This window comes from Enterobacter cloacae complex sp. IR5459 (assembly GCF_049238005.1).
Lineage (GTDB): Bacteria > Pseudomonadota > Gammaproteobacteria > Enterobacterales > Enterobacteriaceae > Enterobacter > Enterobacter hormaechei_C.
The window spans coordinates 1-24,663 of sequence record NZ_JBMKIG010000018.1; the positions used below are offsets into that span (position 1 = coordinate 1).

Annotated in this window: 29 protein-coding genes; 20 read left to right on the forward strand and 9 right to left on the reverse strand. The window is 35.3% G+C overall.

Features of this window, described 5'->3' with window-relative positions; all coding sequences use genetic code 11:
* The 8 genes from ACOTX4_RS23870 to ACOTX4_RS23905 all read right to left on the reverse strand — a co-directional run.
* Nucleotides 1-851 (reverse strand): hypothetical protein (locus ACOTX4_RS23870; RefSeq protein WP_421635453.1); only part of this gene is annotated, 851 nt, incomplete at its 3' end.
* Nucleotides 852-1,164: 313 nt separating this feature from the next.
* Nucleotides 1,165-1,467, reverse strand: coding sequence for a hypothetical protein (locus tag ACOTX4_RS23875; protein WP_050189096.1), 303 nt, complete (start codon nucleotides 1,465-1,467; stop codon nucleotides 1,165-1,167).
* 71 nt (nucleotides 1,468-1,538) lie between these two features.
* Nucleotides 1,539-1,856, reverse strand: coding sequence for a hypothetical protein (locus ACOTX4_RS23880; RefSeq protein WP_064163801.1), 318 nt, complete (start codon nucleotides 1,854-1,856; stop codon nucleotides 1,539-1,541).
* A 160-nt stretch (nucleotides 1,857-2,016) separates the two neighbouring features.
* Nucleotides 2,017-2,310, reverse strand: coding sequence for a hypothetical protein (locus ACOTX4_RS23885; protein ID WP_064163802.1), 294 nt, complete (start codon nucleotides 2,308-2,310; stop codon nucleotides 2,017-2,019).
* Nucleotides 2,311-2,445: 135 nt separating this feature from the next.
* Complete coding sequence (locus ACOTX4_RS23890) at nucleotides 2,446-2,967, reverse strand: type 4 pilus major pilin (RefSeq protein ID WP_064163803.1); 522 nt, start codon at nucleotides 2,965-2,967, stop codon at nucleotides 2,446-2,448.
* Nucleotides 2,968-2,976: 9 nt separating this feature from the next.
* The gene (locus ACOTX4_RS23895; RefSeq protein ID WP_064163804.1) at nucleotides 2,977-3,303 is read right to left on the reverse strand and encodes a hypothetical protein; all 327 of its coding nucleotides are present in this window, start codon (nucleotides 3,301-3,303) and stop codon (nucleotides 2,977-2,979) included.
* A 2-nt stretch (nucleotides 3,304-3,305) separates the two neighbouring features.
* Nucleotides 3,306-3,785 carry a hypothetical protein gene (locus ACOTX4_RS23900; protein ID WP_421635454.1) on the reverse strand — a complete coding sequence of 160 codons (480 nt, stop codon included), beginning with the start codon at nucleotides 3,783-3,785 and terminating at the stop codon, nucleotides 3,306-3,308.
* A 31-nt stretch (nucleotides 3,786-3,816) separates the two neighbouring features.
* The gene (locus ACOTX4_RS23905) at nucleotides 3,817-4,320 is read right to left on the reverse strand and encodes a hypothetical protein (protein ID WP_024172954.1); all 504 of its coding nucleotides are present in this window, start codon (nucleotides 4,318-4,320) and stop codon (nucleotides 3,817-3,819) included.
* 170 nt (nucleotides 4,321-4,490) lie between these two features.
* Between ACOTX4_RS23905 and ACOTX4_RS23910 the strand changes: the two genes are divergently transcribed.
* The 3 genes from ACOTX4_RS23910 (at nucleotide 4,491) to ACOTX4_RS23920 (ending at nucleotide 7,723) form a co-directional block, all read left to right on the forward strand.
* A complete protein-coding gene (locus tag ACOTX4_RS23910; protein WP_176326812.1) occupies nucleotides 4,491-6,701 on the forward strand; it encodes a DotA/TraY family protein in 2,211 nt (736 codons plus the stop codon).
* 103 nt (nucleotides 6,702-6,804) lie between these two features.
* The gene (locus ACOTX4_RS23915; protein ID WP_128456849.1) at nucleotides 6,805-7,371 is read left to right on the forward strand and encodes a hypothetical protein; all 567 of its coding nucleotides are present in this window, start codon (nucleotides 6,805-6,807) and stop codon (nucleotides 7,369-7,371) included.
* A gap of 58 nt (nucleotides 7,372-7,429) precedes the next feature.
* Complete coding sequence (locus ACOTX4_RS23920; protein WP_001708451.1) at nucleotides 7,430-7,723, forward strand: hypothetical protein; 294 nt, start codon at nucleotides 7,430-7,432, stop codon at nucleotides 7,721-7,723.
* A gap of 50 nt (nucleotides 7,724-7,773) precedes the next feature.
* Here ACOTX4_RS23920 and ACOTX4_RS23925 read toward each other — a convergent pair whose 3' ends face one another.
* Complete coding sequence (locus ACOTX4_RS23925; protein ID WP_243440453.1) at nucleotides 7,774-8,979, reverse strand: LPD7 domain-containing protein; 1,206 nt, start codon at nucleotides 8,977-8,979, stop codon at nucleotides 7,774-7,776.
* A gap of 140 nt (nucleotides 8,980-9,119) precedes the next feature.
* Between ACOTX4_RS23925 and ACOTX4_RS23930 the strand changes: the two genes are divergently transcribed.
* The 17 genes from ACOTX4_RS23930 (at nucleotide 9,120) to ACOTX4_RS24010 (ending at nucleotide 24,663) form a co-directional block, all read left to right on the forward strand.
* A complete protein-coding gene (locus ACOTX4_RS23930) occupies nucleotides 9,120-9,743 on the forward strand; it encodes a ParA family protein (protein ID WP_001708445.1) in 624 nt (207 codons plus the stop codon).
* A 68-nt stretch (nucleotides 9,744-9,811) separates the two neighbouring features.
* Nucleotides 9,812-10,207 carry a hypothetical protein gene (locus tag ACOTX4_RS23935; RefSeq protein WP_052957560.1) on the forward strand — a complete coding sequence of 132 codons (396 nt, stop codon included), beginning with the start codon at nucleotides 9,812-9,814 and terminating at the stop codon, nucleotides 10,205-10,207.
* A gap of 121 nt (nucleotides 10,208-10,328) precedes the next feature.
* Entirely contained in the window at nucleotides 10,329-12,458 is a 2,130-nt protein-coding gene (locus ACOTX4_RS23940) for a hypothetical protein (RefSeq protein WP_176326814.1), read from the forward strand.
* An 18-nt stretch (nucleotides 12,459-12,476) separates the two neighbouring features.
* Entirely contained in the window at nucleotides 12,477-13,088 is a 612-nt protein-coding gene (locus tag ACOTX4_RS23945) for a hypothetical protein (protein WP_064323375.1), read from the forward strand.
* Entirely contained in the window at nucleotides 13,075-13,737 is a 663-nt protein-coding gene (locus ACOTX4_RS23950; RefSeq protein ID WP_117068232.1) for a hypothetical protein, read from the forward strand. The genes ACOTX4_RS23945 and ACOTX4_RS23950 overlap by 14 nt, the downstream gene beginning before the upstream one ends.
* A gap of 127 nt (nucleotides 13,738-13,864) precedes the next feature.
* On the forward strand, nucleotides 13,865-15,931 hold the full coding sequence (locus ACOTX4_RS23955) for a hypothetical protein (protein ID WP_085838955.1): 2,067 nt from the start codon (nucleotides 13,865-13,867) through the stop codon (nucleotides 15,929-15,931).
* A gap of 21 nt (nucleotides 15,932-15,952) precedes the next feature.
* Nucleotides 15,953-16,234, forward strand: coding sequence for a hypothetical protein (locus tag ACOTX4_RS23960; protein WP_042195001.1), 282 nt, complete (start codon nucleotides 15,953-15,955; stop codon nucleotides 16,232-16,234).
* Between the two features lie 226 nt (nucleotides 16,235-16,460).
* Nucleotides 16,461-16,949, forward strand: coding sequence for an ankyrin repeat domain-containing protein (locus tag ACOTX4_RS23965; RefSeq protein WP_139616771.1), 489 nt, complete (start codon nucleotides 16,461-16,463; stop codon nucleotides 16,947-16,949).
* Nucleotides 16,950-17,206: 257 nt separating this feature from the next.
* Nucleotides 17,207-17,674: an ankyrin repeat domain-containing protein gene (locus tag ACOTX4_RS23970; RefSeq protein WP_265715883.1), complete on the forward strand. Its 468-nt coding sequence runs from the start codon at nucleotides 17,207-17,209 to the stop codon at nucleotides 17,672-17,674.
* The gene (locus ACOTX4_RS23975) at nucleotides 17,667-18,230 is read left to right on the forward strand and encodes an ankyrin repeat domain-containing protein (protein WP_118470094.1); all 564 of its coding nucleotides are present in this window, start codon (nucleotides 17,667-17,669) and stop codon (nucleotides 18,228-18,230) included. Before ACOTX4_RS23970 ends, ACOTX4_RS23975 begins: the two co-directional genes overlap by 8 nt.
* Before the next feature lie 338 nt (nucleotides 18,231-18,568).
* Nucleotides 18,569-19,609, forward strand: a complete 1,041-nt coding sequence (locus tag ACOTX4_RS23980) for a DNA adenine methylase (RefSeq protein WP_219086711.1) — start codon at nucleotides 18,569-18,571, stop codon at nucleotides 19,607-19,609.
* 28 nt (nucleotides 19,610-19,637) lie between these two features.
* On the forward strand, nucleotides 19,638-19,940 hold the full coding sequence (locus ACOTX4_RS23985; RefSeq protein WP_095222083.1) for a hypothetical protein: 303 nt from the start codon (nucleotides 19,638-19,640) through the stop codon (nucleotides 19,938-19,940).
* 12 nt (nucleotides 19,941-19,952) lie between these two features.
* Nucleotides 19,953-20,345, forward strand: coding sequence for a hypothetical protein (locus tag ACOTX4_RS23990; protein WP_095222086.1), 393 nt, complete (start codon nucleotides 19,953-19,955; stop codon nucleotides 20,343-20,345).
* A gap of 66 nt (nucleotides 20,346-20,411) precedes the next feature.
* Entirely contained in the window at nucleotides 20,412-20,882 is a 471-nt protein-coding gene (locus tag ACOTX4_RS23995; RefSeq protein ID WP_226951908.1) for a hypothetical protein, read from the forward strand.
* A 157-nt stretch (nucleotides 20,883-21,039) separates the two neighbouring features.
* Entirely contained in the window at nucleotides 21,040-22,224 is a 1,185-nt protein-coding gene (locus ACOTX4_RS24000; RefSeq protein WP_106510799.1) for an AAA family ATPase, read from the forward strand.
* A 163-nt stretch (nucleotides 22,225-22,387) separates the two neighbouring features.
* Nucleotides 22,388-22,672, forward strand: a complete 285-nt coding sequence (locus ACOTX4_RS24005) for a hypothetical protein (protein WP_077946983.1) — start codon at nucleotides 22,388-22,390, stop codon at nucleotides 22,670-22,672.
* A gap of 11 nt (nucleotides 22,673-22,683) precedes the next feature.
* Nucleotides 22,684-24,663, forward strand: a complete 1,980-nt coding sequence (locus ACOTX4_RS24010; RefSeq protein ID WP_421635455.1) for a site-specific DNA-methyltransferase — start codon at nucleotides 22,684-22,686, stop codon at nucleotides 24,661-24,663.

Sequence of the window (24,663 nt, forward strand, 5' to 3'; positions counted from 1 at the left end):
AGTGTTAATGTATCGAACTTACTTGTTAAACTTTCATGTTCTACTTTGTGTGATAACTCATAATAATGTGGTTTACCATCTATAACCGTATCGACTTTAGATAAAACTTCTTTTGGGCTTTCATGTTCTTGTCTTCTTCTTAGTTCAAGAAGATCTCTAAAATCATTCAATTTATCTTTATTGCTTTGAAGATTAGATATGCGCCACGCTTTTAAATCCTTTTCCCATTTGGGGGAAGAAAACTTTGATTTAAATGTTGCCATGTTTTCAGGATGAACTTTAACAAGAATACGTCTTTCTTCTGGAAGCTCTACCCATGATGTTTTATAGGGTTCTATCGTATCAGGTAAAGCCTGAGCCTGAACGTTTTCACTCACTTGCTCTTTGAGTGTTGCCATGTAGTCATTTACCCACGGTTTAAGCTCTTCCAGCTCGTTAGAGAGCGTTTTAAGTGCTGTAAAGCCCGCTTGCTTCATATCAACGTCTAAAACTGTTTTACCGTCTTTAACCTTTACAGCTACTGAATAGCCGCTTTCGTTAAGCTTATCCCTGACTTTAAATCTAACTGCTGTATTCTCAAGAAAAACATCAACATTAGAACCAATGGTTTCTTCACCTGAAATGGCAATTATGGATAAATCTTCTCTTGGCGCATTGTTAACAATAGTTTTATAACGATATACTAAGCTATTATTAAGTTCTTCATATAAGTTGCTTTGTAATACTTTCTTTTCTTCATACTCTTTAGCCTGATCCATGTATAACAACATATCTTCAATGAATGGCTTTTCTGCTTCTGTTCCTTCCAATAACTTTAATGTTTTGTTGAGGTTTACTGGTTTTATTTTCATAACACTTCTCCTTTATTTGTTTGTGTTATTTAAATAACTATCACAAATAAACTAAATTTCAATTTAATCGGATGATATAAATTAGTTATCAGACAGGCGGGATAGGTAGGCACAAAAAAAACATGGGGCTTAAACCCCATGTTCTAATCGTTGTTATATATTATATATTGTAGATTGCGAGTCATAATATATAACTTATCAAATTAAACATCCTATAAGATGGAGAACACCCATGAACACCCAACTTACTTATATTTTATAACGCTTTAATTTGTTATTGTCAAATTATAAGAAAAGCCCTTTCGGGCTTTCTTTATAAACGTTTCTTTATGGCACTTTCTTTTAGATTAGATTCCAGTATTACCATGAGTTTTTCACGCTCTATATAAGCTATCAGCTCATTAGCTAACTGAGTGTTGATATTTCTACAACCTTCAAGATTGAAACCGCCATAACTTATCCTGCTTTTGATTTGAGGCATTTCATTCATGAAGATACTAATCATTGCCTCTTGCCCTTCTCTTTTTAAAATATGGTCTAATAAAATGAGGGCTTCACCATTTGAAAGTTTATTTGCTCTTTCTCTCATTTCTTCAATCATGGTTTTCTTTTTCATTTTTTTCTCCTTGTTGTTATGTTCGTAATAATTATTATCCTGTAAAATTAGCTTTTTCAAATTTATTTTATTTAAGCTGCTTGTTTTATTGCTTCATCAATACATGAATAAAAACTTTCAACAGCGTCTATTAAGCTTGGGAACCTAACCAGTTCATAACCTACAGAAGCTATAAACATAACCTCTCCTTCAAGCCCTATGTTTAAATCAACAGGGATAATGCTTACTTCATAAATACCACCACAAAACACAACGGACGGATAACCATTATCAGTGGTATAAAGGATCTCACAGTCTTCTTCTTCATATCTTTCATTCATGAAGTTTTTCAAGATAATGAGGGTTTGAAGTTGATCAATGTAGCTTTCAGTTTGTATGTATTTTTTCATGTTCTATCTCCTTTTTTTGTTTGATGGATATTCAGTATTTCCTTTTCCGATTAAAAGCAAATTAAAAGAACGATTATTTTTAAAAAGATGGATGAAGGGAATACTTCAACCAATAAAAAAGCCCCCATAATGGAGGCTTCTTATCTTTAACTGTCTTTTATTAATCTTTTTCAAACACTGCGCCCTGATAAACTACGCCCTGTTTTACCTTTTCTATTTTGAACGTCCATGAACCCAAATTTTTGTTTTCAGTTCTAGCAATGTATACAGGCTTTTTGCTTTCATCCCATTCTTTAACGTTGAAAACGCCATCTCGAAACTTGATAACATCCTTCTGAACGTCGAGCCTTACCCCATACTGTTTGTTCACGTAGCTACCATAAATCCCATCATCACCACAGCCAGCAAGGAAGGAGGCCAGCCCGATCACGCATACCGCCAGAAGCTTTTTCATTCTAAAACCCTCTTATGTTTTAAAGGTGGTCAGAAATGCACCATAACGGCGTGACCGTATCAATTAAAACTAGATTTATCAATTAGTTAATTACTTTTCTGTGTGATTTTAGAACAAGCCCCAACCGGGGCTATGTCAGGCTGCGTCAGTAAAGACCATCACTGAGCTGGAAGAGGTAAACCCGGAGCAAAATGAAGCTATATCGTTCACGCTGGAAGCGGCTGTTATCTTCGGGCTATAGGAAGTGTTGGTTATAGTGCGGTAAATCGCTTTGCTGGCGCTTACAAGCTCTATACAAGCATCAGAAGGTACGTTGTAGTAGGAAACATCATAGAAGTCATCTGAGCCACTGTGAGCGGTTATGGTGAGCTTTCCCCCGTAAGCGTTAACGAACGAGCCTGTTCTATCGGTCATAGAAGACGGTAGAGCCTTTGAGCTGGTAAGCATGGTGTTAGCCTCAGCTATCGTTGGTCTTGTCGTCAGGATGGCATTCATCGCTTTACTGATACTCGCCAGATCATGCGTAGCTCTGTTTACCCTGTTATGCGCCTGAACCTTGCTATACCCGTAGAACGTAGCCGCTACTACGCCTGTAGCAACGGCAAGAACTAACAACAGCTCTATAAGACTAAAACCTTTTTTAAATCCTTTTCTCATGAACCCCCCTTATATTGCATTTGGTTTCATATTCTTTTTATTTGTTCTTATACTCGTAAATATATTTCTTCCAACAAAATAAACAAAGGAAAGCAATATTGAGAAATATAAAACCTTTAAATAATAAACAAACATCAAACTAATAAATATGTTAATGTCTTTGGATATTACACCGGAAACGAACATTAGTGCTATCAATGTAATACCAACCTTTATTAAAGATTTGAAATATAATTTAAACTTAATGCTTTTCCTTATGTTTTTTACTACGAATGTTATAAATAAAGCAACAATACCGAAAACTATAGCTGTTGATAAAAACTCTAATATACTCATGATTAACTCCTTTGTTTAATTATTTGATTGATGTTATTTACGCTGTCATAAACATACATTTCCTTTTTCGCTATAAGCTCATTCAAAGCATAAATGGTTAATGCTGGTAGAGCTTTACTTAAAGCAATGCTTCCTGTTTTTTCTTTTAATATATCTATTACTTCTTTACTCGCTACTATTGATACATATTTACTTTCTGGGTTAAAACTTTTATCAAGCGATACAATATGTAGGCTACCTACATCGGTATCGTTTTCTGTAAAATGATAACCATCTTCTAAGAATGAGATATTTAAAACCTTACTTTCACTAACAAGTTTTTCTATTGCCCATTTACTCAACTGAGAAACAGCAAGAGATCTTGAGTTTTTAGATATATGATTATCTATAAAATCCAACTGATTTTGTGTTAACTTAATAAGTGTTTTGACAGTGTTATCTTGATCTAATCTTCTTCTTATACATTTAAATGCTAACTCCATAATACCCTCCTATATATTATAATTATACTTATTATATAAAATAAGAATTGTCAATATTAGCATCAGTGTTTTTAATTATTAACGCTTTGTTGTTTTTCTCAAGCATGAATAATGAATATTTAATAACACCCAATATACCAACACTATAAGAGATATTGCCTGAAGCTTCCTTTAATCTTTCTTTTAAATCTTTATCCATTCTAATACTAAATGATTTGCTGCTTTCCCTTTGTATCTTTGCTTTGACATTTATAAAAGAATTACCATTTGTTTTATCATGTTCAATAAAATGTATATTTCCATTAATGTTTTTTATTTCTATTGCTTTGTTTTGCTCTTTTAGTTTGTTTAAACCATGATTTAATAATCCAATAATTGCAATATCTAAAGCGCCAGAACATTTCTGTTTCAGTAAGCTTTTAATATCGTCTGTCATTCTAATGCAAGTGTATGCTGTTTTGTTTTTAAACTTAGCTTGATTAATAACAAACACTCCAGAATTTAAATCTTTTTCTTCTATTGTAATACTATTCATAAATATCTCCTTTTTTTGATTGATGTTATTATTATTTAAGTTATTAAATTTAATATGTCAATTATTTAATATACATATTGACTAATATTTTAATTACTGTATTTAATTAATAACATTTCAACAATAATTATAAGGAATGGAATTTAAACAATATAACAAAGGAGATTTTTATGAAAAAAATAAAGATGCTTGTTTTTAGCATTTTATTTACTGTGCTGTATTCGGCACAAGCACAAGCGGCAAACTATTATAGTTTGACTGGAGATAAAAACTTTGTGCTAAATGCTTTTGATAAATATTTTAATCCATCAACTGTAGGAATAATCGGAGCTTTTTTAGATTTTTATGGGCCAATATGTTTAATGGTAGCTGCTATTATTGCTGCCTACATTTTGATTGTTGGAACAGTGACAACCGCACATGAAGGTGAGATGTTAGGTAAAAAATGGTCATCATTATGGGTTCCGATACGTGCTCCGTTAGCTGTTAGCTTGCTATTGCCAGTTAGTAATGGATGGGCTGTTATTCAGCTTATAGTTATGGCATTAGCTGTTCAAGGTACAGAATGGGGGGATGCAGGATGGAAGAAAATAGCCCCTTCTTTAATAACTGACAGCACTTATATATCCGTGACGAATAAAACAGCTATTCGCCAACTCGTAGTTAATACCTTGTATTCTGCTGCTTGTGTGAAAATAAATAATGATGTAGCAACTAAGGCATTACAAAAATCTGGTGTGAAGTTATATGGATTTATGGATGCCGCTAATTTTAAATCTGATTCAGGTTCCAATAAAATGATTGGTTATACCTTCGGATATCCAGATGGAAACGCATTTTCAGGTTATAAAGCAGATAAATGCGGAAGTACAAAAATGAAGCTTCTTAATGAAGATAAAATGCCAGATCCGGGTTCATTATTAATAAACACGAACGGGATAGCGATGAATGTTCAAAAAGCTCAGATAGCTGCTAATGCTGCTTTAGTATCTGGTGCTATGGCATATGCTGAAGCTAACTTGAAAGACAGGTCTAAGACTATTGATGTTGAAACACTAAACAAACACATTGATCTTATGACTAATGCTTATGCTCAAATTGTTCAAACTGCTGCTGAAGCTGCTATGAAAGATGCTGTTAATCAATCACAGGTTGATAAGTTAACAGAAGCTGGATGGACTTATAGCTATGCATTTTATATGAGAATAACAACGGCTGCGTCTTCAGCTAATGCTGCTTTAAATAACTTTCCCATTTCCTCAGCAACATTAAAAGAAGAAGATTTTAAATACAATACATGGGGTGAGGTTTACAGTAGACTTGATAAAGTAAGAACGTTATTGAATGCTACTAATAAACTCAATTCTAACCTTTCTGATGAAGGTGATAATGATGGGTTATATCAAAAAGCTATAGGGATTATCGGAGGCAATTTAGGCGTATTCGGAACTCAAAAAGCTGATACAGCAAGCTTGATGCCTTTAACCGTTTCGGCAAATATCGGTGAGCATGTTATATATGGCGTAGATGCTATGTTAGTGGCTTTAACTGTAGGTTCTATGTTAGGTAGCCTTCCTATCATTGGTGGCGGTATACAAGCGGTTATTGGTCTTCTTTCAGGAACATTTACATCTTTCTTCGTTCCTCTTTTGGTTGTAGGAAACATGTTAGCTCATGTTATGCCTATGATGCCTTATATCATTGGTTTCGGTTGTGTTATAGGTTATATCGTTCTTGTTCTTGAAGCTTTATGCGGTGCTCCACTTCTTGTAGTCGCTTCAATAACACCTGATCAGGATGGTGTAGTCGGTAAACAAGGACAAGGTTATATGTTGCTTTTATCCTTATTGCTTAGACCTGCCTTAAACGTGGCTGGCTATGCGGCTTCATTTGTAGCGATGAATATCAGTTTTGAATATATAAACAGTACGTTCTTTGCTGCTGCGAGTGATGTAGAAGGAGGATTCTTAGGTATTCAAAAGGGTATAACCATGATTGTTATATATTGTGTATTAACGCTTTCAGCTACATTAGCATGTTGTAAGTTAATGCATTTACTACCAGACACTATGTTTAAATGGATAGGCGGGGCTTCTTCAACTGTTCTTGGTATGTTATCTACTCATGCTGAATCAGGTATGTTAAAAGCACAGGCTGCTGTTGGGGCAAGTATGCAAATGGCAACTGCTGGTCAAAGTGGTTTGATCAACTCAGCTAAAAGCTTTGGTCAAACTTTAGGTGATAGATTACAACCACAGCCTAATAATACTGCTACTAATGGAGATAATGGTGAAGGTTCAGGTGAAAGTGAAGAAAAATCAGAATCATCAAATAATAAACCTAAAGATACCAGTGTAGATTTACAGGATTTTAATAAATAAAAAATAAATTAAAATAAAAGCCTCTTTTTAGAGGCTTTTTTATTGACAAGCATTATTAATATTTGTATATAAAATAATATACACATTACAAAGGAGAATTATTATGTTTATTGAAAATAAAAACAAAGAGAAAAAGAAGTTAACACTTGGTAGAATTGCTGCTGCTCCATTTATAGGAACTGCGAGATTATTTACAGCGCCTTTTGTTTTACCTTATAAAGTGGGTAAAAACATTGTTAATGCTGTTCAATATGCTCATGGTGATCCGAGTAATAAACGTACCTTTGAAGAATGGTATGTTATTAAAAACTCTAATGAAGGAATTTTACAAACAAACTACAGAAAATGCGCCTCAATAGCTTTATTAACATTGATGCTAACGTGTGTCGCTCTGTTCTTTGGTTTTAGTTTTATGACAAGAGCTGATTTAACAATCCCATTAAGGATGGTTCCTTTTACCGCTGCGCTTGTCGGTTTTGCCGGGTATTTTAATCTTATCGTAAATGCTTATTGCCTTAAAGCAAGAACCTTTGAGAATAAACTTAATGTCTTCAAATCCGTTGAAGACATTATACCTAACCCTTTTTATGAATTTACTTCTTGTGTCAAAGATAAAAACAACAAAAGTAGAAATGTTCCAGTTATGTTTTATCCGAAAAATAAAAAATAATTTGATATCCATAAAACAGTACGCTAATATTTAAATCATCAAATGCGAGGAGATGAAAATGCTAAACTTATATATTGATTCATTACTGAACTTATCAACAGTGTTCTACGGTATTCCGTTGTTAGTCCTTTCGGCGTTAACTACGGTTGTTTTAGGTTTCGTGGTGTTTTATCCGCTTGGTAAAATGATGAACACTAACGCTTATAAAAGCTTTCCAGTGTTTCATATGATGCCTGTAAACAACTATGCTTTTAAGTTGATTGTAGGTTTTCCAGTGAGCATGGTTGTATTCTTAACGTTGGGTATCACTATTCTTTCTTTCGTCAACGTTCTGATTAAAATCTTCATGTAAAAATAAAATCCTCGCATAAAAAGAAACCCTCTTAATGAGGGTTTTTTATTTTATTTCATTCTTGTTGGTATTCTTGCGTTGTAGACAGGGGCTTGAACAGGAACAGGGGCTTGTTCATGGTTATGTCCGGGGTTTTCAATGTCTTTATCTATATCCTTTTTTTTGCTTTCCTTCATGCCGCCAAAAGGCATAAAACTATCTAACTTTTTCGCTTCATGAACTTCTTTGAAAAATCTGGCTTGTTCTTCTGATGATGGCTTTACTACCAAACCCGCTCTTGTTGCTTCTTCATATGCTTCTTCAAGGAAAAGCTGATTACCATCAAAACTAATGCTGCTCCATCCTTTAGCTTTAGCCATTAGAGTTAATCTTCTTGCGGCTAAGGTTCTATCCTTTGTGGCAATTGATAATCCCTGCGCATCTTCTTTAAGAACAGATTTATCAACAAAATGAATACTTCTGCTATTGGTGTTATTAACTATTTTTGAAAGTGAATTCCCAAACATGGTTTTTATTTCATGTTCTGGTACAAAGTTAACAGGAGCATGAGAAGATGCTGAAAATGTCTCCTGTAGTTTTTTTGTCACTTTTTCAATAAAACTATTCCCCGCATAGCGATTACTAAAGCGATCCAGTTCGTCAGTGTCCAGCTTAACCGCCGTTGGTTTAGCTTCCTGTTTTGCCTCTTCTGCTTTACGCATGGTGAACGTATCAAGCCCTGATAAATCCAGTGGCTTAGGTTCTGGCTTGAATTGGGATATGTCCATTCCTTCCGGTTCTACTGGAGCTGCAGGAGCCTGCTTATCACTTACTGCCTTAGCCAACTTTGCTATGTCGTCGTTCGTCATTAAGTTCTGTTCACCCTTTAGCTCTTCATCATCCAGATCTTCAACTACAGGCTGTTGAGATACAACGGCCTTTACTACAGTGGTATTGAATGATGGTCTTCTACCCTTTGGAGCATCACCTGCAGGCGCTGGATTAGCATTAAAGGGATTGTCTATCTCGATGCCAGCTTGCTTGTGTAGGCGCTGATGTAATGCAAGTTCTTCGCTCTTTTCTTCATGTAGCCCGGAGAGATAAGCATGGTCTTCTTGTAGCTTTACCATAACGGGATCTAACTCTTTAACACCGGCTTTCCTCTTCTGTTCTATCTCTGACATTAGAGATGTGGCCATGTCGTCAACGGCCTTTAATGCTTCTGTTGGATCAGCAATGAAAGCTCTATCAAACTTATCTAAAAATTGTTCATTCATATATAACTCCTTGTTTTTAATTGTGATTTTATAGTAAAAATAAATACTATACTATCATATACTACTATATACTATAATGGTCAACGTAGCCCCGATGATAAGTGTCGGATAACTGATTAAACGGATGAGGTAGAACGATTATGTTTGCTATGAGTGTGTGGTGCAGGAAAGGTGGTGTAGGCAAAACAACCATTAGCCTTAACCTTTGTGGCTATTTTGCTTCTAAAGGCCAGTCAACAACGTTAGTAGACTTTGACCCTCAAGGGGGAGCTATCACCTGTGCGGCTTTTGCGGAGAAAAACGGTAAACCTCTGCCGTTTGAAGTAACCCGGAAACCAAAGGTAGCAACCGACTTCATGATCTTTGACCATGCGCCCGGAGTGGATAGCGGCGGTCAGTTAGCGCCGTTAGTGTTGGTACCAACTATCCTCGATGCTTCCAGCTATTCAGCAACGTTGAAAAGCATTGATGAGCTGAAAGAGATGAACAAGCCTTTTATCCTTGTTCCGAACCGTGTGGAAGTCCAGAACCGAGAACAGATGGAGCTGTTGAAGAAACTGGAAGGGTATTCAGAGAAGTTAGGCTATGAACAGCCATACATCCGTAAGCGTGTTGCTTATCCTCGTGCGTATGGCAACGGGATCACTATCTTTGATGAGAAGGCCGCATTACCAAACATCACTGATGCCCGGAACGAGTTTGCTCACTTGATTGAAATCATCAAACTGAAAATCAAAGAACAGGCTGAAGCCAAAAAAAAATGATGCTACTATATGATAGTATATACTATTGTATTGTATGATGTTCTACGTGAATTCTGAGAGAAAATGCTATGACAGATACTAAGAAAGACAAAACAGAAAAAAACGCTAAAAAGGGTGCGGCGTGGCTCGATAACTTTGATGATTTTCAGAATGTCTCGCTGGAAACCTCTTTTGCTAAAGATAATGGCACCTACTGGAACTACAAGGTAGAAAGCTTAGGTGATATTCAGGCCGGGACTACGCCCTATGTCCGTTCTACGGTAAAAGTCACTAAGCATGATGATGCACGTTTGATTAATGTCCGTATTCCTGCGGCGCTGGAAGAGAAACTAAAAGAAGTTTCTTTTGATATTCCTATCCCAACTCTTCTTTTAATTTGTGCCGATTATTTGACTGATGAACTCATTAAAGAAAACAAACAAATATTAGCACTTCCAAAAGAAAGCGATGAACGGAAGATATAAACAGGATGAACGGTTGACTTAGGGGTTTATTAATTGTAGTTAATTGTTTACTTTTATAATACTTACTATAAATACAAGTAAAAGTAAGGATAAAGCAAACAATATAACAAAGGAGATTATAATGCCAAACGCAAAAGTAATAGTTGAATATTCAAGAAATGATGTAAAGGTTTCAGGTGGCCTTTATGGATTTAAACCTTCTGCTGAAGAATTGGGTGAAGGTAATGCTGTTTATGAAGATGCTTTGACAGGTCAAACTATTGAGGCAAGAACTCTAAAAGAGTTAATGCAAGAAATAGCCATTCCAGAAGTAGAAGCTGAATATGACGAAGAAGGTGTTTTAATAAAATCAGAACCTAAAGATTTAGGTGATGTTGTAGATAAGGAAATTCTTTTTTCTGCTGAAAAAGTTAAAAGAATGAAGTTATCAGAAAGAGATGGTAAAGCAATCATTGATAAATATATTAATGACGAATTAAAATATAAAAACTATCTCAAGTTGAAAGAAGCGTATGAAAATGACCCTTCTAAAAACCCAATGCCAAAAGCTGTTGTTAATCCTCCTGTTGAGCCAAAACCTTTTATTTTCACTAATGCGTTAAGAGAAAGAAAAGCTACGGCAAGAACTAATGATACTGAAGCTTATCAGGTTATCTATGATTTATCCGGTGTTCCAGACGAGATCCGTGTTGACTACTGGAGAACCATTGTTAAAGCCCATGCTAACCCAAACTATGTTATAGAATCCACTCAGAGCAACGGAGATAACACAGTTCGCGGTTTCCGTGGTAAACGTCCAGTAATCGCAAACAACATCCACGTAGCACAGGATGCTTCTGTTCACGGTCAGCTCTATGAGTTCGTGTATGACGTTTCAGACGCTAAATATGTGCTTTGTGATGATGCTAAACGTGAAGAGCTTAAAAAGCTTGGTAGAGAAGACCAGATAACTTACTTCCCAAATGACGAAAGGGCTTTCGTTCCTGAGCATGGCGGCGTGTTCCCGTTTGCTAAATGGATGAACAGCAGAACAGATCTCAAGTCTGATACTTACCGTGAAATAGTTTTAAAACACGTAAACCGTGAATTAGAAAAAGCGGGTTATGGTGATTATCCGGTTCACTCTTTTGTTAGTCGTGTCCAGAAGTTTAAGGACGAAGAACAGGCAGAAGCGGTAAGAAAGGTTCATACTGATTTACCACAATCTATTAATGATTATAAAGAAGAATTTGCTGAACTCGCAAAACTCAATATTGACCCTGATCAGAAAAATGCTTCTATTATTAATAAATATAATATTAATATCAGAGAAAAAAGTAAACGTGCAATCGAGTTAACTACTGAACTCGAACGTATGCATAAAGATATTGAAATTATGAAATTAGCACAAGCTGCAGAAGTGGAAAACCTTACTCTTAAAGTAGAGAAAGATAAGTTATCTTCTAAAGTGATCGAGCTTACTGAACAAACTTCATTAAAAGATGAAGAAATAAATGAACTCAAGGAAGAGCTTGAAAAAGAAAGGACTGAAAAAGAAGAGTTTGTTGATAAAAATAATGAATTGTATTTTAAAAACACTGAACTTGAAAAGGAAAAAGAAGAGTTAGCGAAAGAGGTTAAAACGCTTGAGGACGAAAATATAGCGTTAGAAAAAGAGAATACCACTCTTACTGAAAAAGTTTCTGCTCTTGAAGAGAAAAACACTAAACTTGAAGAAGAATTGGAAACTCTTGATGCTAATACTACGCGAGAGATTAATAATTTAAAAGGTCAGGTTGAATCTCTTAATGGTCTACTTGAGCAAAAAGATATTACTCATGCTGCTGATAAAGAAGCTGCTTTAGCAGAGTTGAGAAAAGAACTTAGTGAAGCGTTTGAAACTGAAAAACAGGAAGCTTTAGCTAAACTACGTGAAGAGTTAACGGCTCAGTTTAAAGTGGATAATGAAAAAGCGCTTGAAGCTCAGAAAACCACGCTTGAAGCTGGATTTACATCTGAAAAAAATCAAGCATTGAATGAGCTTAGAGAAGAACTTAACAAAATCTTTGGTGTGAAAGAAAACGAGTATAAAGAAGTAATTAAAGGTCTTAGAACTGAATCCGCTGAAAACTTCGAGTTAGCAAACACTTATAGCCAAAAAATGCGCACGTTCTTACAAGAAAACACTGATCTTGTTGAAGAGAATCGTAAGCTTAAAAAGCAAATCGAGGATTTTAATAACGGGAATGAAAATAGACCAAAAAATAAATAATTAACAAAGGAGAAAGGTATGGAACTATATTTTAACAACATGAGGAAAGCTTATGATACGTTGATTTCTGCTATCAGAACAGATGAAATGGTACAGGCTGTCATTAAAAGACAAGACAGCCTTGTCAAAATCATGGAAAAAGCTTCTTCAATTTTTCAGGAACAACAACTTACGGGTAAAAAAAGAATACTTCAAAATGATAATGACTTAGCTTTAACGATAACAAATATTGGTGTTGAAACTAACTTTAAAGAGATAAATTACTATAGAAATCTTGTTTCAGATACTTTGCTTTTTAATCTTGGAATGAAACTTATCTTTTCTGAAATAGAACAGAGATATGATACTCTTTTTGGTTCATTACGCTCTTATGAAAAAGGTGATTTTGAGTTTCATTATAAAGTTTATAAAACAATAACTGATGATCAAAGAAGCTATTTAAGAGACGTTAGCGGTAATTCTTTAAGTATACTTGAAATGTATTTAGATAAAACAAAAACTAAAAGAGAATACAGCAAAGATAAAATAGAGCTTGCTCTTAGTAGAATATATGATTCTTTATGTGTCTATTATGGTTATCAGCTCTATGATACACGATTAAAAAAAGAGGGTAGTTATGAATATGAATAATAGTTTAGATTTATCCTCTCTTAGAGAAGAGCTTGAAAAACAGAAAAAAGAGCGTGAAAGACTGATTACTGAAAATGCTCTGGCAGAAGTAAAACATCAAGCGGCATTGGAAGAAGGAGAAGGGGAGCAATCCCCTTCCACAGAAGAGGCTCAGGCCGTTTCTGTTGACGCTGTTCCTGATGATGTGTTGATGGGTAGCGGAAGCCTGAATAAAGCTATTCTGTGGCGTTGTGCGCGTGATTTCTTCCAACCTAACATTAAGCTAATAAAACAGTATCAATTTCCGCATGTGGTAATTGAAGAGTCTAAAGATTGTTATGTTATCTACTCTTCTGATGTAGAGCTTGCTGTAAGCACGCTTTACGCTCATTTTGATTATGAGATAGCAGGTTTTGGTGTCTGTAAAGTTGAAAGCGATAATCAAGAGTATGTGGAAGAAATAATATATCAAGGCATTTTAAGAGGCTTTAGTATTTTTCCTTCCATGTTAGAACATGAAAAAGTTGAGCAACAAAAATCTACGCTTTTGGCTTTAAAAAGAATTAAGCGTGAAAGGGATGAAGAAACCGGGATCATGAAAGAAAGTATTAATTCTTTTCTAACTGACTGGTTAAATAAATCAGAAAAAGGGTTGAGGTTGTCAACCTAAAGAAAAAATTATATAATAACTTGGTTTTAGTATTGATTTATTTAAAAAAATAAAATATATAATAAGTGTTAGTTATTATAAAAAATATAACAAAGGCACAATATAAAAAGAACGGAGAGTTTTTAATATGAATGAAAAAGATAATGTTTTACAGTTAACGCCGAAAGATTTTAAGCGAGCTTTACAAGCTCAGGATAACCCGTGGCGTGAAACAGATGAATATTCAATAGGTGCGGAAGGTATTTTTATTCGCACTGTAAAGACTTATAAAAATGGCGTTGAAGATGTTAAATGGGTTCAGATACACCCGTTCCCGTTGATGCCAATTGAAAGCGTTGATATGCTGGATTCTGATATTCAGGAATCAGTATTTGATGAAGAAAATCAGGTTTCATCTAAAGACACAAAAACTTATACTAAAGTTCGTTTCTTAGATCTAAATGGTCAGGAAAGATTTGTCAAAATCCCTCAGTCTGAACTATCTCAAATCAGTAAACAGTCTTTGTTAGCTAAACGCTGGCCTTTACCCCCGGCTAACAAAATGTCAAAGGTTGCTGACATCATGTTGAAGGTGCTGGCTGATGGGCGTAGAACGGTTGTTTCTCCTGCGGGTGTTGAATACGAACCATGTATAAAAATCACTTCCGGCTCTGATAACTGCGGCTGGGTTAATGGTGAACACATTAAACCCGGTCACCCTCGCTATGTCGGTGATGAAGAATGTATGACATTCAAGGCAGGTAAAGCAGAGATTCAGATTGATATTTTAGGCCAGTGGTACGCACAAGATGAACAGTTAGCTTTAATCGCTGCTCATCAACTGGTAGGTTATACATTCGGTAATATCTTTTCTCCTTCGGTAAACCTTATCATTGAGTTAACAGGTGATCCGGGAGATGGGAAGTCAGTAAGATTAATTGCCCAATCGTCCTATGAAGGTATACCGATCAAAGGTCATAATATCCTTTATTTTGACGCTACAGCGTCTATTGCAGGTATGGAGCGTTTATTCCCGCTTTTAAACAGCGGTAGTGTACTTTTGGATGAGTTTGATAAAATCGTAAATAATAAAGGAGCAAATGTTGCCACTGAAATGATTTTTATGATTTGTAATGGTACTCAGCGTGTTTTAGCAGAAGCTAACGACAATAAAAAAGCCAGAAAAATTAAAAAGTGGTCGTTTTCCCCCGTTGTTGCGTCTAATAAACCAATCGTTGAACGCCTTGATGGTCATGAAAGTATTATGGCTATAAAAGATCGTATCTGGACTATTCACACTTGCGATGAAGAGATTTTAGGCTTTAAAGGCGATCTATCTATCGTTAACGTCTGGAGAAGATTACTTGAAGAAAACTATGGTCATATTTACGGCATAGCTATTGATTATATAAAAAACAACCGAATTGCTCTTATTAAAAAGTTCGAAGATTTAAGGAATGAGCTTTATAAAAAAGAGTATGGCGATCATTATAGTAAAGATATGCGTGATGCTGAAATGATTGCTTCACTTCAATTAGGTGCTGATTTAGTTTCAGAAATTTTCGGTGAAGAAGCTGGTTTATCAGCTCATAGAGCGGTAGATGTATTCAAAAGAAGAGTAGCAAATACCACTTTTAACGCTGATAACAACTACAAAATTGTTATTGAAAGATTTAAAGAATGGATTGCTGATAACATCGGTTCTATTCGTATTGATGGTTTTGCTTACACAGGCTCTTATGGTAGAAACAGTGAAGAACAACAGTTAGATCAGGCTGAACGCCTTACTAACAACGCTATCATGTCTAACAGAGGTGCTATAGCTGGACTTGAGCAATCAAGACCTATGCAGCATAGAACTGATTTTGAAGGATGCATCTGGTTAAAACCAGAAGCAGAAGCAAGCTTAAAGAAATCTGGTATAGCAATTGATGAACTTATGCGAGCAGCAAAAGAACTTGATTTGTTGCCAAAAACAAAACGCGGTGAGTTGATTGATAAACAAAAACTTAGTGGTCAGAAAAAAGACTGGTTAGAAAATAAAACGTCTTACGCCATTAAGATATTGCTTTATCCATTCCCTGAAGAAGAAGATGAAGTTAATAATGAGTTTGAGGATGAAGTGTTTTATTCAAACGTTGATCGTGAGGATATAGATTCCCTTGTTGAACAAAACATTAATGCTCATATGTTCGATTTACCTAAAATTGATTAACATAACCAAAAGGAGGTTATTATGTCATATACATATAAAGTCATAAATAATAGCCTCTTCTTTATTGAAGAGGAAAGTAATAAGCAGTATGAAGTAAACGTTATACCAAAAGGAATTGGAAATAATCTGTTTCAGGTTTCTATTCCTGATTTAAGCCCGCGCACTTTAGAAGCAAACAATGCTAAAGAGCTTTTTAATCAGGTTGTTGATATAGATAATGTAAGACGTAGTTTTAGACGACAAACACCAGAAGAGTTTAAATCTAAGTTCCAAAAAATGAAAAAGAAAGCTTGTCCAGAATAAAGAGGGTAAACCCCTCTTTTTTTTCGCCAAAAAAAAGAGATCTCCCAAAAGGAAATCTCTAAAAAATATTCTCTTTTTCGCAAAAGAGAAAAATATGAATGAGGCGAAATTATACCGTAATTTAAAAATAATTACAACTTTTAGCGGAAATATTTTTGATAATAAATAGACATTATTATATAATATAGTATATTAGTATCAGGTAGATCTAAAAGGTGAGGTGTCTATGAATAGCATTAATGAATTATTATTGATATACGGTTCAAATATAACAAAAATCAAAGAACTTGTTTTAGCAGGGGCAAATGTTAACTACATATCGCCGGAAGGTTTAACGCCTTTATCCTGTGCTGAATCTGTTGAAGTGGCTCAGTTTCTTCTTAGCCGTGGCGCTGATGTGAACGCTACCAATGAAGACGGGAAAACAGCCTTGTTCAGCGTTAGCAACGTTGATACATGCCGCTTCCTGATAGAGAACGGCGCAAGGGTAAATCATGTTAACAACAAACATGAAACAGCATTGTTCTATACAACGGATATGAAAAAAATCAGATTACTGGTTGAAGCTGGATGTGATCCATTAATCAGAAGTTATGATGGTAAACGCCATTACGATTTGTTAGCGCATAATCAGAAGGTAAGTTTTATAAACTTCTTAGCTAACAGAAAAAAGAAAATGGAAACTGTTAACGCACATTTAGCACTTGCCTTTTAATAACACCACCTCACCAAAAAGATAAAGCCCCTTGCGGGGCTTTTTTCTTATCAACAAAACAAAGGATTATGTGAACCATCAATATATATCTTACTTAGAGTTTAATAGTAAAAAACGGAGAATTTTCTACTTGATTTAAAGTTATAATTAATTTTATTTAATGTCAAATTTAAATAAACACTTTTAACCATATTGACGAAATATATTTTTAATTATATATAATATTAAGACTTATTATATAATAATGGAGATATATTATGGATAGACAACAAACAAAACTTTATTTTGCTATATGGAAATTGAAAGGCAATGAAAAACTACAGGCTATTAAATATTTTATTAGTTGCGGTGAAGATATTCATGAAAGAGACAAAAACGAGTTAACACCTCTACATCAGGCTGTTGGCTGTGGTGATGTTGAGGCCGTGAAGCTGTTGTTAGGATTAGGGGCAAATCCCAACGCTATAGACATATACGGAAGAACGCCGCTGTTCTATACCGCTTTCAGCCCTAAATATAACAGTCGTCAGTTAGATGAAGCTCTCATAGCGGGGAATGCTGATACCACCATTTACGATGTTAACGGGCATACACGCGATCAGTTCGTGTATAGCTTCAAAAGCTCGATGTTCTACCGTCCTGAACCAGAAGCAGTAGAAGAACAACCGGAAGAGGTAGCCCCTTCAGCTCCTGTGAAAAGGGCAGGAAGACGTAAGCATGATTGAGGCATTACTTAACCAGATCCGTAGCACCGGGTTTGTGCTTCTCTCCCAATTTGACGCTGTTTTGTCTTCCCCGGCTCCTACGCCGGAAGAACAGGAACAGAAAGACGCTTCATTAAAGATGCTTCTCCCGCTGTTAGAGAAGAACCATGATGAAAGATACCTGATAACACGTTTACTCGATTACAGCGCTCAGGATCTGTTAGCGGTCTACCTGTCAGGCCGGAACGGTAGCATGAAAGCGTATGCGCTTCTCCAGCTCATACAGAACACATCCAAATTGTGGCCGTCAGGTTTCTATCATGCTGTTGCCCGTTCCGGCCTACGCCTGAACGACGAGCTGGACACATCCGGGCTAACCCCTATCCAGTTAGCAGCCAAAACAGGAAACGTAGAGCTGTTTAAGCTTCTTCTCTTGGATGGGGCAGATCTCTATCAGAAGAACAAAGACGGTATGAGTGCTTATGATTTGGTGTTGAACAGCAATAACGCAGAGCTGTTAATGTTCATGATCCGCTATGAAAATGCTGATATTTCGAACTACCGCCGAAAAGCTTGAACAACATCATATTGACATTGCAAGTAGTAAAATCATAAATAGCACTTTTTGCTAAACCACATAACCAATTGATAGTAATTGGTTTTTTTGTTTTTATGGGGTTATTGGTTTTAGATGGAAGGTTTTTCTTCAAAATAAGTGTTGAATGTCATAAGCGAAATAAAGACAATTAATCACATCAAAGCAGTCATACGCTCTGATAGTTAACTTGATGCGGAAAGGTTCCATTATTTAATCCGGTCTTCGATAAACCGGGCATCAAACCAAAAGCACATATAAATATTTGTGCCTGTAGCGATTAACTAATCGCAAGTTAACTATTATTGGAGCCTTGCCTTATGACTGTATCTAAAAAATCCAAATCTAATATTCTTCATCTTGATATTGATGCTTTCATTGCTAAAGCACGTAATATTATTCATGAAGTCTACCATAACAAAACTATTCTCTCTGTTCCTGATTACCAGACCAAAACAGCAGCAAACGATCAGGACTATATCACAAAACCACTTACCCCCCTTTACGCATGGGCTGGCGGTAAACGTCGCCTCATCAAAGCGTATCGCCCCTATATGCCGGATTTTAAGCGTATTCGATACTACGCAGAGCCTTTCCTTGGCGCAGGCGCTATGTTCTGTGAAGTTTTCAATCAGCACCGTGAACACATCAGAAGCTACCACCTGAACGACATTAACCCGGAGATCATCAATCTCCTGAACACCATTAAAAGGGATTGTTCTGGCTTCATTGACGAGCTGAAGGCCATTGAAGAACGCAACCACTATAAGACGCTGGACGGTCAAAAACACTTCTACTATCGCTTACGTGAAGAATACCGTTCCTTACCAGTAGGAGCTGAATATTCAGTGAGAGGAACAGCTATGTTCTACTTCCTCTTAAACAATATGTTCAGGGGCTTATACAGTCAGAAAAACGGGCGAATTTTCACGTCATTCCAGACGAATAAAAATGGTTTTGATTATGAAAATATCAAAAACTGGTCAACAGCATTACAGAAAGCTGTGATCACATGTGGAAGCTATGAAGACGTTAAGGTTAATAAAAATACGTTCCTGTTTTGTGATCCGCCTTATCGTGATTGCTCGATTATGTATTCAACAGATTTTAATGATGAACAGCATAAGCAATGCTACGCATGGGTTCAGAAAAAAGTAGAAGAGAAAAAAACTGTAGGTATGTTGTGTAATAAAAACCTGAATGATGGTTTCTTTAGTTCACTACCTACTACAACAGATAGCGAACATATCAACATCCAATATTCGCATACAAAAGCAAGAGTTGGCGTAAACAGAAACATTGTTGAGCTGTTAATGGTATTCAAAGAAAAAATGGCTGTTCCGGTTCTTAAAGCAGCTTAAAAAATAACATCAAAATGAGGATTTAATTATGAGTAAAGGTAGAAAGAAGTTCAGACCAGTAGATTTTCACAATAACAACTTGGGAAATAACTATATAACGATAGAAAGCATGTTATCAACGCCATTCCATGAGCATTCACCGGAACTTTTCGCAAAGTGTTTAGCAGAAGTGCCAAAGATTAACAGGCTACTCATAGACAGGCGTAAGTGTGATAACGAAGAGCATTATCAAAGGGTATTGGTCATGGCTGATGTGTGTTTAAAAATGGCAATGATTGAAAGGAGAATGAAAATAGTGAACGAAGAAAACAGTTGGTTTAATCAAAAATAAGAGAGGTTTAAAATGCAATATCATGAAATAGTAAGAGATGAGATTATGAGTTTTATTATTGAAAATGTTGAAGGTTTTAATGTTTTAGAAAAGATTTATCCGAAAATGATAGATACAAAACATCCTGAATATCCTGAAATAACAAAGATCCCATTCTTTGAGATAGAGTTTAGGAAAGGACTTACATTAGCCAATACTTATAATAACATTGATGAAGAATACATAAACCAAAGAACGTTAAACTATGCTATCAACTTATGTTTTAACAGTGAAATGAGTTTTAAGTATAGTCATGACGATACATTAAGAGAGTCTTTTTCGTGCGCTTATTATTGCATAATGGAAAACATGTATAGAACGTTATCGGAAAAAGAAAGAGGCAACGTGTTATGGTGGATTGATTGATATGAAAAAAGAAAGAAAATAGTTAATGAAGAAATAGTTGGTTTAATAAAAATAAGCGAGGTTAATATGTCATATTGGTTGTATTTTTATACGGTTCGTAGTCTTGAAGAGAGTAAATATGAAATAAAAAGAACTACACTAAGAACTAAACGGGTTGTTTCAGTTATTGCTGAAATAAAAGATGCTAAAGAAATAATATGTCAACAAGAACAAATAAGAGATTTCATGATCCATTATCTTCATCAAAGAGATATTGAGGTAAAGGACAGTGATGATTTGAGCTTTGTTGTTATGGATGTTGATCAGTATAACAAATCATCATGTAGATTTTATATAGTAAATGAAGAGGTTCGTTATCATGAGTTCATAATGGACTATGAAGAAGCTTTAAAGATAATGCGCATTGATAAAAGGATGAAATATAAACTTGAAAATATCTTCAATGATACAAGGAAGCTTCTTCCGTTGGAGATCTCAGAGTTCAAGAAAGAAGATTTTGATAACATATCGAAAGAAGATTTACAAAAACTCATATAATCCATTCAGGTAAAGTAGAATGAAAAGCAAGACTAATAAAATAAGCGGTATACCTACCGCTTTAATATAGTTTATTAATTTATTTTCCGATTAAATTTGATTTTATTCTTTTAATTGATTATTCAATATCTATTCATTAAAACAAAAGGAGAGATATATGAATAACTTAAAAGAAAAAATAGAAAAAGCTTTAGATAAATGTGATGTTGTTGTTGTATCTGGTGTTAGCGGTGTAGGTAAATCGACTTTACTCAAAGAGATAGCAAAAGAAAGACACATACATTATTCAAATCCTACTTATAACTGTATTAAGTTCAGCATTAAACACAGCGATCTTATTGCTATTGATGATGTGAGAGAAACAGAACTAAAAAACGTGATACAAAAGATTCAGGATGCTGTAGCTAAAACAAACATAAAAACTAAAGCGATCATAGTAGTTGATAAGTTTGATAAGTCTGTTCTTGATAGCGTTGTATTGAAAATAAAGCATTACAGAATGGTAAAGCAAAAAGCAAAAGGTGTCTTACCAAAAATAAAAGAGTATCAAGAGCTTTTAAAATCAATAGAAGAACAAAGATTTCTTACTGATAATGTTCAGATCTCATGTTTGAACGATTTGTATCAAATGGAACAAGAATTGAAGTATTTGAGAGATTTGAATGAAAAGTATGAATGCGAAGCTGTTTTACATGACCATAACTATACACAATTAGCTCTTGATTTGGATGATAGCAAAGCTAAAGTAGAAGAGCTTGAAAGTGAAATTGTTGAGTTGAAAGCATTAATAAAAGAAATCACTGATAAAACTCAGGAAGAGTTGACTGATTTAGAAGAGCATAACATCATTTTAATTGAAAGGTTGAGAAATGAAGAAAGTGAAAACAAAGATCTGATAAAAGAGAACTACAGCTTACACTTAAAAATAAAAGAGCTTAATGATTTACTCTATGACCAAAACGAAGAAAAAATAGAACTTGAAGGTTCTAATCAGGAGTTAGAGCAGTCTCTTTCCCAATGTCTGAATAAAATCCAAACATACCAAAATACAGTAGCTGTTTTTGAAGATAAAACAAGACTTCTTGAAAAAGCTAATAACGATCTTGAAAGTGAAATAGATTACCTTAAAGAAAAGGCTCATTGTCTTGAAGAAGAGTTAAATAATGAAGTTGAGGAAACAGGATTTTTTAAAGAAATGTCAGAAGACTTTATCACTCAGATTAAATGGTTAAATAACACGATTGAGGTTTATCGTGGTGAAGTTGATGAAGACACTATAAGAAGAGTTGAATACACGGTTCAACAGCTCAGGGAAAGTTTCGGTGATGATTATGAGGTCTGACAGGCCAGCAGGGAGACAAGCAAAGGGGGCGTATGCCCCTTTGTCGTATCTGGAGCAGTCAACCAACACAAGGCTCTTGTCATCCCCCTCGTAACAAAAGCAAAAGTTTACCGTTGATGCGATATTTGATATTGTTTCAGTATCGCATAACGAGGTCATAACGATGATGTCAGGTCTTGATGGTGGAAATTTTATCCTTAGCTCAATGGCTAAGGAAAGGGTCAGATCAGGTCTACTTGATAGAGCAACAATACAAGGCTCTAAAGGCGAGTATACCGTGATTTTTGATGGTTCAGAGTGGGAAGGTAAGCCATTAGTCTTATGTAGCTCAAGACATCCATACGAAGCACGAGTCTTCAAAAGCATAGATGGTGCTGCTGCAGAACTACTACGGATAGGTCTAAGTGAAGCTTCAATCAAAAACACCACCAAATCGAACGATAAATAATCAGGTTTAACATGGATATGCAAAAAGAAACGCTTTTTTCAGAAGTAGAAACAGCTAACAGCAAGCAGCTTGCTGTGTTAAAGGCTAACTTCCCACAGTGTTTTGATAAAAACGGGGCGTTCATTCAAGAGAAGCTACTTGAGATCGTCAAATCCTCGGATGTTGAACTCTCTAAAGAGTCATACAGCTTAAATTGGCTGGGTAAGTCTTATGCCCGGCTGTTGGCTAACCTACCACCGAAGACGTTGCTGACAGAAGATAAAGACCATAACCAACGTGAAGAGAACAAAAACAGTCAGAATCTGTTAATCAAAGGGGATAACCTCGAAGTATTGAAGCATATGGTTAATGCTTATTCTGAAAAGGTAAAAATGATTTATATTGACCCACCATATAACACGGGTTCGGATGGTTTCGTTTATAACGATGATCGCAAGTTCACGCCTGAACAGCTTTCTGAACTTGCAGGTATCGAGCTTGATGAAGCTACACGTATCCTCGATTTTACTGTAAAAGGTTCAAGTAGCCATAGTGCATGGCTGACATTCATGTATCCTCGTTTATATGTAGCTAAACAATTTTTAAAAGAAGATGGAGTAATATTTATTTCAATTGATGATAATGAATCAGCACAATTGAAATTAATGTGCGATGAGGTTTTTGGTGAGCAGAACTTTATATCTCAATTGGTTTGGGAAAAAAAGAAAAAAGGAACATTCCTTTCCAACACAATAAGCAGTGTTAAAGAATATATATACGTGTATTCTAAAGAAAAAGAAAAGTTCAATGGCTTAATTGGTGAGATTAATCACTCTACCGAGACTTATCCATGTGTTAATGCAAGCAATAAGAGAGAAATCAGAACCATTCCTAAAGGCATAGTATCTAAATATAGAGAAAGCAATTACTTTATGAAAAAGGGTTCTGTTATCTCAGCGTCAACTATGGACCTTGTATTACATACTGATCTTATTATTAAAGACTCTAAACTTGCAGAGGATCTTAAGATTGAAGGGAACTGGCGTTATAAACAAGATGCTATGACTGAGTATGCTAATAACGGTGAGTTATATATAACTCAGGACTTATATCTAAGAAGGATTGTTGACGAGCCGAGATATAAAACTTTGAAAGATCTATTGCCTAGAGTTGGTGACGACACAGAAAGCAGCTTCAAATCTATTAACATAGATAACCTTTTTAGTGATGGGTGGGGGTCCAATGAAGATGGGGAAGAAGAGCTTAGGATCACATTAGGGAATAAAGGACTAATGTCTTTTCCAAAACCAAAAAAACTTATTGAAAAACTATGTGTTTCTTTAAGAGATCCAAATGCTATAGTTATGGATTTTTTTGCGGGATCGGGAACTACTGGTCATGCTATAATGGAATTAAACTCTTTAGATAATGGCAATCGAAATTTCATTAATATACAGATAGATGAAAAAATAGCTGACGGCAGTGAGGCATTTAAAAACGGATACACATCAATTTTTGATATAACAAAAAATAGACTGACAGAATGTCGAAAAAGTATAATAAAAGAAAAAATTGGCTGTGAAAGTGATCTTGGCTTCAAAATATTTGAAACAGTCAATGATTTTCGTACAAAAGATGAGTCAGAGCTTACGTTATCGAACCATACCTTCTTTGATGATGTTGTGCTGACTCCTGAACAGTATGACACCCTATTGACTACATGGTGCCTGTATGATGGCAGCTTGCTAACAACATCAATTGAAGATGTTGATCTTAATGGCTATAAAGCGCATTTATGCGATGGTCGTCTGTATCTTATTGCGCCTAACTTCACCAGTGAAGCACTGAAAGCTTTACTTCAAAAGCTGGATGCAGACAAAGACTTTGCCCCTAACAAAGTTGTATTTTATGGCAGCAACTTCGAAAGTGCGAAACAGATGGAACTCAATGAAGCACTAAAAAGTTATGCTAATAAAAAATCTATTGATTTAGATTTGGTGGTAAGGAACTAA